The sequence below is a fragment of the Rhodanobacter thiooxydans LCS2 genome, assembly GCF_000264375.1.
Classification (GTDB): domain Bacteria; phylum Pseudomonadota; class Gammaproteobacteria; order Xanthomonadales; family Rhodanobacteraceae; genus Rhodanobacter; species Rhodanobacter thiooxydans.
The window spans coordinates 45,025-52,087 of record NZ_AJXW01000061.1 but is presented as its reverse complement, the minus strand read 5'-3'; the positions used below and the strand labels follow the sequence as shown (position 1 = coordinate 52,087).

General features: G+C 68.8%; 8 protein-coding genes. 2 read left to right on the top strand and 6 right to left on the bottom strand.

The genetic code is table 11. The features are described 5' to 3' along the window. Positions 1 to 106: 106 nt before the first annotated feature. From UUA_RS12720 to UUA_RS12700, 5 genes are all read right to left on the bottom strand, one after another. Positions 107 to 643, bottom strand: coding sequence for a pseudouridine synthase (locus UUA_RS12720; RefSeq protein WP_008437502.1), 537 nt, complete (start codon positions 641 to 643; stop codon positions 107 to 109). Between the two features lie 13 nt (positions 644 to 656). Beyond that, a complete protein-coding gene (locus UUA_RS12715; RefSeq protein ID WP_081491561.1) occupies positions 657 to 1,592 on the bottom strand; it encodes a class I SAM-dependent methyltransferase in 936 nt (311 codons plus the stop codon). A 76-nt stretch (positions 1,593 to 1,668) separates the two neighbouring features. Then, positions 1,669 to 2,331: an NYN domain-containing protein gene (locus UUA_RS12710; protein WP_008437499.1), complete on the bottom strand. Its 663-nt coding sequence runs from the start codon at positions 2,329 to 2,331 to the stop codon at positions 1,669 to 1,671. 82 nt (positions 2,332 to 2,413) lie between these two features. Next, positions 2,414 to 3,526 carry an S-(hydroxymethyl)glutathione dehydrogenase/class III alcohol dehydrogenase gene (locus UUA_RS12705; RefSeq protein ID WP_008437497.1) on the bottom strand — a complete coding sequence of 371 codons (1,113 nt, stop codon included), beginning with the start codon at positions 3,524 to 3,526 and terminating at the stop codon, positions 2,414 to 2,416. A gap of 67 nt (positions 3,527 to 3,593) precedes the next feature. Further along, positions 3,594 to 4,514 (bottom strand): LysR substrate-binding domain-containing protein, encoded by a 921-nt coding sequence (locus tag UUA_RS12700; RefSeq protein WP_008437495.1) that lies wholly within the window; start codon positions 4,512 to 4,514, stop codon positions 3,594 to 3,596. Positions 4,515 to 4,624: 110 nt separating this feature from the next. On the opposite strand from UUA_RS12700, the gene UUA_RS19825 reads away from it, so the two are divergent. Together UUA_RS19825 and UUA_RS12695 are read left to right on the top strand one after the other, a co-directional pair. After that, entirely contained in the window at positions 4,625 to 4,795 is a 171-nt protein-coding gene (locus UUA_RS19825; RefSeq protein WP_167316984.1) for a hypothetical protein, read from the top strand. A 126-nt stretch (positions 4,796 to 4,921) separates the two neighbouring features. Next, on the top strand, positions 4,922 to 5,866 hold the full coding sequence (locus UUA_RS12695; protein WP_008437487.1) for an aldo/keto reductase: 945 nt from the start codon (positions 4,922 to 4,924) through the stop codon (positions 5,864 to 5,866). A 109-nt stretch (positions 5,867 to 5,975) separates the two neighbouring features. On the opposite strand, the gene UUA_RS12690 is transcribed toward UUA_RS12695, so the two are convergent. Then, a complete protein-coding gene (locus UUA_RS12690; RefSeq protein ID WP_008437484.1) occupies positions 5,976 to 7,013 on the bottom strand; it encodes a TraB/GumN family protein in 1,038 nt (345 codons plus the stop codon). Between the last annotated feature and the right edge of the window lie 50 nt (positions 7,014 to 7,063).

Sequence of the window (7,063 nt, the reverse complement as noted above, 5' to 3'; positions counted from 1 at the left end):
ACTTCGGAGTTGAATCCGCCTCCGACGCGTAGCACCTGTAGGAGCGTACCCTGCACGGGACACTTTTCGCAGACAAGGCGGGAGGCATCGCGCATAGACTGCACGCCTACAACGTGATGATCCTCGTTTCGCCCGGCGCCAACCCCTCCAATGCATGCTCACCGATGCGCACGCGGATCAGGCGCAACGTCGGGAAGCCCACCGCCGCGGTCATTCGGCGTACCTGGCGGTTGCGGCCTTCGCGCAGGGTCAGGCTGAGCCAGCTGGTGGGGATGGACTGGCGGAAGCGCACCGGCGGATCGCGCGGCCATAGCCAGTCCGGTTCGCTGGCGAAGGCAGCTTCGGCCGGCAGGGTCGGGCCGTCGTTGAGCACCACGCCGCGGCGCAAGGCCTGCAGCGCGGCTTCGTCGATGACGCCCTCGACCTGCGCCAGGTAGGTCTTGGCCTGCTTGTGGCGGGGGTCGGTGAGCCGATGCGCCAGGCGGCCGTCGTCCGTGAGCAGCAGCAGGCCCTCGCTGTCCTGGTCCAGCCGTCCAGCCGCATAGACGTCTTTTTGCATGACGAAGTCGGCTAGCGTGGCGCGACCGCGATCGTCGGTGAACTGGCACAGCACGCCGTACGGCTTGTTCAGCGCGAGCAGCATGCTGCGCTTCGGCTCAGCGCGACGCGGTCACCGGCGCCGCGGGCTTGACGAAGCGCAGGGTCATCCGGTCGGACTCGCCGATCGCCTGGTATTTCGCCTTGTCCCGCTCGCCCAGCGCAAGGGTGGGCGGCAACGTCCACACGCCCTTCGGATAATCCCTGGTGTCCTTCGGGTTCGCGTTGAGCTCGCTGCTGGCGTCCAGTGTGAAGCCAGCCTCGGTCGCCAGTTTCACCACGTAGCTGGCAGGCAGGTAGCCGCTGCGCTTCACCGCTTCCAGCGAGGCGTTTTCGGCGGCGCGGTGGTCGACCACGCCGAGCACACCGCCGGGCTTGAGCACGGCGTAGAACGCCTTGAACATCGCCGGCGCGGTGTCGGCCACGGCCCAGTTGTGCACGTTGCGGAAGGTCAGCACCAGGTCGGCCGAGGCCGGCGCGCCAAGCACCGGCGCCTTCGGATCGAACTGCACGATGCGGGCGTTGCCGTAGTACGCCGGGTCGGCGGCGAATTTCCTGCGCAGGGCACTGTCGTCGCTGCGCGCCTCGCTGTCGGCGGCGGGCGGCTTTTCCGCCGCGACGTAGTGGCCGTTGTCATGCAGCAGCGGCGCCAGGATCTCGGCGTACCAGCCGCCGCCGGGGGTGATCTCGATCACCGTGCGGTCCGGCCGCACGCCGAAGAACTGCAGAGTGGCCTTGGGGTGACGGTACGCGTCGCGGGCGCGGTTCGCCGGCGAGCGCCAGCTGCCGGCCAGCACGCTGTCGAGCTGCGAGGCGGTGAAGTCGCTGGCGCTGGTGGGCGGCACCAGCTCGTCCACCGGCTGGTCCGACTCGGCCGAAACAGCCTGCGCCACCTGCGCGCCGGCCAGCGCGGGCAGGCCCAGCCAGGCCGCCAGCAGCACGGTCGCGGCCCGGCGTACCGTACCCGTCCTTGCCACTCGTGTTGCACGGTTCATGGTTGACTCCTTGGCGTGTTGGCCATCCGTACTTGATGCAATATCACGAAAATCATGTGCAGGCGCGGTAGACGGCTCAGAACGGCCGCGGGCACACCGACTGCAGCCCGTCGATGTGCTCGTGCAGGTCCGGCGCGATGCCTTGCCACATCGGGTCGAGGATGAAGTCGATGCCCTCGTAGCGGGCCAGCTTCGCCGCCGGGATGAAATCCGCGTCCCCGGCCACCAGGATGATCTGGTCGACCAGCTTCTTGTAGGTCAGCGCGGCGATGTCGATGCCGATCTTCATGTCCACCTGGGTCTGACGCATGTCCGGCTCGAAGTGCTCGTCGCGCAGGTCGTCCCAGCGCAGGCTGCCCTCGCGCAGCTGCTGGTAGGCGTTGCGCTTCAACTGCCACTCGCCGCGCTCGGCCAGCCGGCCCAGCCGCAGCGCCATCTTGCGCTGGCGGCGCAACTGGTCGTGCAGCTCGCGGCGGAACGCGGCGGCGCCGGTGTGGCCGAAGTCGACGCTGTCGCCGCTGATCGGCTTGACGAGGTTCTTTTCCAGCGGTGGGCAGTCGTAGAAGTAGATGCGGTACAGCTGCTCGCGCGGGCGGTCGACCGCCTTGAGGTGCTCCAGCGCCATGCCGAACAGAGTCTTGGCCACCGCGCGCGCATCGCCGGCGTCGCGCTCGCCGTACACCTTGCGGTAGCGGGCGAGGAAGAAGGCGCCGTCGACGAGGATGGCGGTGCGGTTCATGGGACAACCTTATGGACGTGCTGGCGTAACGAGGATGGGCGCCGCCGGCAGGATGGGGCCGCCGGCGTGGGCGCATTCTACGTCAGTAGTGGATCACCGAGCGGATCACCTGGCCGCCATGCATCAGCTCGAACGCCTCGTTGATGCGCTCCAGCGGCAGCACCTGGCTGATCATCTCGTCGATGCGGATCTCACCGCCCAGGTAGCGTTCCACGTAGCCGGGCAGCTGCGAGCGGCCCTTCACCCCGCCGAACGCCGATCCGCGCCACACGCGTCCGGTGACCAGCTGGAACGGCCGCGTGCTGATTTCCTGCCCGGCGCCGGCCACGCCGATGATGATCGACTCGCCCCAGCCCTTGTGGCAGCACTCCAGCGCCGAGCGCATCACCTGCACGTTGCCGATGCACTCGAACGAATAGTCCACACCACCGTCGGTGAGCTCGACGATGACCTGCTGGATCGGCGTGTCCGGGTAATCGCCGGTGTCGATGCAGTCGGTGGCGCCGAGCGCCTTCGCCATCGCGAATTTTTCCGGGTGGCGGTCGATCGCGATGATGCGCCCGGCCTTCGCCATCACCGCACCCTGCACCACCGACAGGCCGATGCCGCCCAGGCCGAACACGGCCACCGTGGCGCCGGCTTCCACCTTCGCCGTGTTGAGCACCGCGCCGATGCCGGTGGTGATGCCGCAGCCGAGCAGGCAGACCTTCTCCAGCGGCGCGGCCTTGTTGATCTTCGCCAGCGAGATCTCCGGCAGCACGGTGTACTCGCTGAACGTGCTGGTGCCCATGTAGTGCAGCAGCGGCTTGCCGTTCAAGGAAAAGCGCGAGGTGCCGTCGGGCATCAGGCCCTGGCCCTGGGTGACGCGGATCTTCTGGCACAGATTGGTCTTGCCGCTGCGGCAGAACTTGCACTCGCCGCACTCGGGCGTGTACAGCGGAATCACGTGGTCGCCGACTTTGAGCGAGGTCACGCCCGCGCCCACTTCCTCGACGATGCCGCCGCCCTCGTGGCCGAGGATCACCGGGAACTGCCCTTCCGGGTCGTCGCCGGACAGGGTGAACGCATCGGTGTGGCAGACGCCGGTGGCGACGATGCGCACCAGCACCTCGCCGGCCTTCGGCCCGGCCACGTCGACCTGCTCGATGCTGAGCGGCTGGCCGGCGGCCCAGGCCACCGCGGCGCGCGATTTCATGATTCAACTCCTGACATTCGACAACGACCCATGATGATGACGCGTTTGACCACTTTGCGGAACCGCATCAGCCGACCGGCTTGTCGTCGGGGCGGAACGCCGACATCTGCCGACGGTAGTCATCCGCCTCGGCCAGCAGCCATTCGCGGAACAGCTGCAGGCCGCGGTGCTCCAGCGAGCGCGGCGGGTACACCAGCCAGTAGGCCTCCTCCACCGCCAGGTAGTTGTCGCCCAGCACTTCCAGCCGGCCGGCGTCGATCAGCGACTTCGAGGTCACCATCCGTCCCAGCGCCACGCCAAGGCCTTCCAGCGCGGCGTGGCGCAAGGCGTCCAGACTGTCGAACTGCGCCACGTAACGCGCCGGTGGCGTGCCGCCGGTGCGGCCGAACCAGTCGCTCCAGCGCCGGGACGGATTCGGTTCGCCGAGCAGCGGCCAGCGCGACAGATCGCGCGGGTCGGCGCCGCCCATCCGCGCGATCAACGCCGGCGCAGCCACCGGCGCGATCCACTCGCCGAACAGCCGCTCGCTGTGCAGGCCTGCCCACTCCCCGCAGCCGTAGCGCAGGGCGACGTCCACCGGTTCGCGCTCGAAATCCACCAGGGTCGAACCCGATTGCAGGCTGAGTTCCAGCTCCGGATGCGCGGCCACCAGCCGTGGCAGCCGCGGCACCAGCCAACTCGACATGATGCCGGGGCTGGCGCTGAGCGTGAGCGCGTCGTGGTGGCGCGTGCGATACCCGGCCAGCGCATGCTCGATGCCGTCGAAGTGCGTGCCGACCGCTTCCAGCAGCACGCAACCCTCGGCGGTCAGCTTCACCCCGCGCGGCCCGCGCTCGAACAGGCGTCGTTCCAGCCGTTCTTCCAGCTGGCGCATCTGGTGGCTGAGCGCGCTGACGGTGAGGTTGGCCTGCGCCGCGGCGCGCGACAGGTTGCCCAGCCGGGCGACCAGCACGAACTGTTGCAGCAGCCCCAGCGGCAGTCTTCCCATGTTGAATAAGCCTCAAGTCTGGCTTGCGAATATATCGCTTTTTGGCGGCCTTTCGCGCACGTATCTTGAGCGCTCCCCAAGCCCAAGACTCTCCTTCAGGAGGCTTCCCCATGCACTCGCTGTGGAAAGATCTGCTGTTCCTGCACGGTCACCTGCTGCACAAGGACGACCTGGACTGGCGCCCGGAACCGGAGCCCGCGCCCGGCCCGCCCGAGGGCAGCGTCGGCTCCGATCCTGCCGTCAAGACCACCCGGCTGCTGGCCTGCTGCGCCAGCGTATAGCCGCGCATCATGGCCCCGCGTTGAACGCCGCGCGGACTTGAATGCCGCCGATATGCAGCCACTTGGAGGAAGGCGTGCGACCACTCGCGCGCCGACCCCCAAGTTCGCCGCCACCGGAGGCATGCCATGCAACCACGCCCGCTCGGCAATTCGCCACTCTCCATCGCCCCGCTCGCCTTCGGCGGCAACGTGTTCGGCTGGAGCGTGGACGAGAAGCGCTCGTTCGAACTGCTCGACGCGTTCGTCGATGCCGGCGGCAACCTGATCGACACCGCGGACGTCTATTCGGCCTGGGTGCCGGGCAACCGCGGCGGCGAGTCGGAAACCATCCTCGGCAAGTGGCTGAAGCAGAGCGGCAAGCGCGAGCAGGTGGTGATCTCGACCAAGGTTGCCAAGTGGGCCGAGCAGCCGGGCCTGTCGCCGGTCAACATCCAGCAGGCGGTGGACGGCTCGCTCAAGCGCCTGCAGGTCGACTGCATCGACCTGTACCAGGCGCATGAAGATGACGCCAGCGTGCCGATGGAAGAAACCCTGGGTGCGTTCGCCCGGCTGATCGAGGCCGGCAAGGTGCGCGTGATCGGTGCCTCCAACTTCGGCGCCGCGCGTTTCGCCGACGCACTGGCCATGTCGAAACAACATGGGCTGCCGCGCTACGAAAGCCTGCAGCCGGAATACAACCTGGTCAGCCGCGCCGGCTACGAGCAGGAACTGGAACCGCTGGTGCGCCGCGAGAACATTGGAGTGATCAGCTACTACGCGCTGGCCAGCGGCTTCCTCAGCGGCAAGTACCGCAGCGCGGCCGACCTGGCGAAGAGTGCCGCACGCGGCGGCGCGGTGAAGAAATTCCTGAACCCGCACGGCCTGCAGGTACTGGCCGCACTGGACGCAGTGGCCGCCGCGCACCACGCCACCCCGGCCCAGGTCGCGCTGGCCTGGCTGATCGCCCGCCCCGGCCTCACCGCGCCGATCGTCAGCGCCACCAGCGTGGAACAGTTGCGCGAACTGCTCGGCGCCACCTCCCTGCAGCTGAGCGACAACGAGATCGCACAACTGGATCTGGCCAGCGCCTGACCTCCTGATCACCGGGCAAGAATCCGCTTGCGGATGACGCTTCTGTCGTAGGGCACTGCCCGCCGGCTTCTGCACGCGAGAGCGGCGGGCGGTGCCCGCCCTACGGGGATTACTCCGGTGCATCGACCTGGTAACCCACGGCCTGCAAGGCGGCGAGGTAGCCGCCCGGCTTCAGCAGCTCGTCCATCGGCAGCAGCGCGAAGCTCTGCGCGTTGTCGTGCAGCGCCTTGCGCGCGGCGGCCAGCCAGGTGGCGCGCTGCTGCGCCGGCACGTCGGCCAGGCCCAGCGCCTGCGCAAAGCCGGCGCCGGCGATGGCCGCCACGCAGGCGTCGCGGCGATCGCTGTCGGGCAGTTCACGCAGCGCCTGCAGGTCGCCGGTGGCCCAGGCGTTCGCGCGCGCGGTCATCGCCGGCAGGTCGTGCTCGATGCTGTCCAGGGTGCGGATGAAGCAGGTGACGTCGCGCGGCGCGGCCTGCCTGAACGCCTTGATCGCCGCGCGCGGATGCTCGATCAGCACGTGGTAGTCGGTCGCCAGTTCCTGCACGCCATGGCGCTTGGCCAGGGCGTCGACGTTCGCCCACACGCCGCCGGAGCGGCTCAGTCCGTTCGCCTTCAGCGCCTTCCTGTACAGCTCCTGCGACGCGAACAAGGGCCGCCAGCGCTCGACGCCGCGATCGTCGCCCAGGTACTTCTGCTTCAGCACCTGCCAGCGCGCGTATACCGGCGGCGGCAGCACCTGCTGCAGGGTGGCGCCATCGTCGTTCTTGCGCGCGCCGTAGGCCGAGGGCAACAGGAACAGCTTGCCGACGAAACCGACGTCGGCCTTCAGCTGTACCGAGGGCTCCAGCAGCACCTGCTGCGAGGCGGCGACCGCCTCTTCCACCTCACGCGACTGCCACTGCATCGCGCGCGGCAGCGGCGACAGCGTGCCGAGCACCCACATCACGTGGCCGCCCTTGCTCACCTTCCACAAGCCCGGTCCGGGCACCACGCCGCTCACCACCACTACCGGCAGATCGGCCACATCCTGCGGCGACGGCCGTGCGGCGGTGCTGGCCACCGCCGGCACCTGCGCAGGCGCCGCGGGCACGCACGCCGGCGCCAGCACGCCCGACACGAGCAGGAAAGCCAGGGGTAGCAGGCGCATCACGGCAGACTCCGGTTTCGAAGGCCGCCATTGTCGCAGGGCGATACTGA

Coding starts and splice junctions, on each gene's coding strand:
- UUA_RS12720 (WP_008437502.1), bottom strand. CDS start 643: ATGCTGCTCGCGCTGAACAAGCCGTACGGCGTGCTGTGCCAGTTCACC.
- UUA_RS12715 (WP_081491561.1), bottom strand. CDS start 1,592: ATGAACCGTGCAACACGAGTGGCAAGGACGGGTACGGTACGCCGGGCC.
- UUA_RS12710 (WP_008437499.1), bottom strand. CDS start 2,331: ATGAACCGCACCGCCATCCTCGTCGACGGCGCCTTCTTCCTCGCCCGC.
- UUA_RS12705 (WP_008437497.1), bottom strand. CDS start 3,526: ATGAAATCGCGCGCCGCGGTGGCCTGGGCCGCCGGCCAGCCGCTCAGC.
- UUA_RS12700 (WP_008437495.1), bottom strand. CDS start 4,514: ATGGGAAGACTGCCGCTGGGGCTGCTGCAACAGTTCGTGCTGGTCGCC.
- UUA_RS19825 (WP_167316984.1), top strand. CDS start 4,625: ATGCACTCGCTGTGGAAAGATCTGCTGTTCCTGCACGGTCACCTGCTG.
- UUA_RS12695 (WP_008437487.1), top strand. CDS start 4,922: ATGCAACCACGCCCGCTCGGCAATTCGCCACTCTCCATCGCCCCGCTC.
- UUA_RS12690 (WP_008437484.1), bottom strand. CDS start 7,013: ATGCGCCTGCTACCCCTGGCTTTCCTGCTCGTGTCGGGCGTGCTGGCG.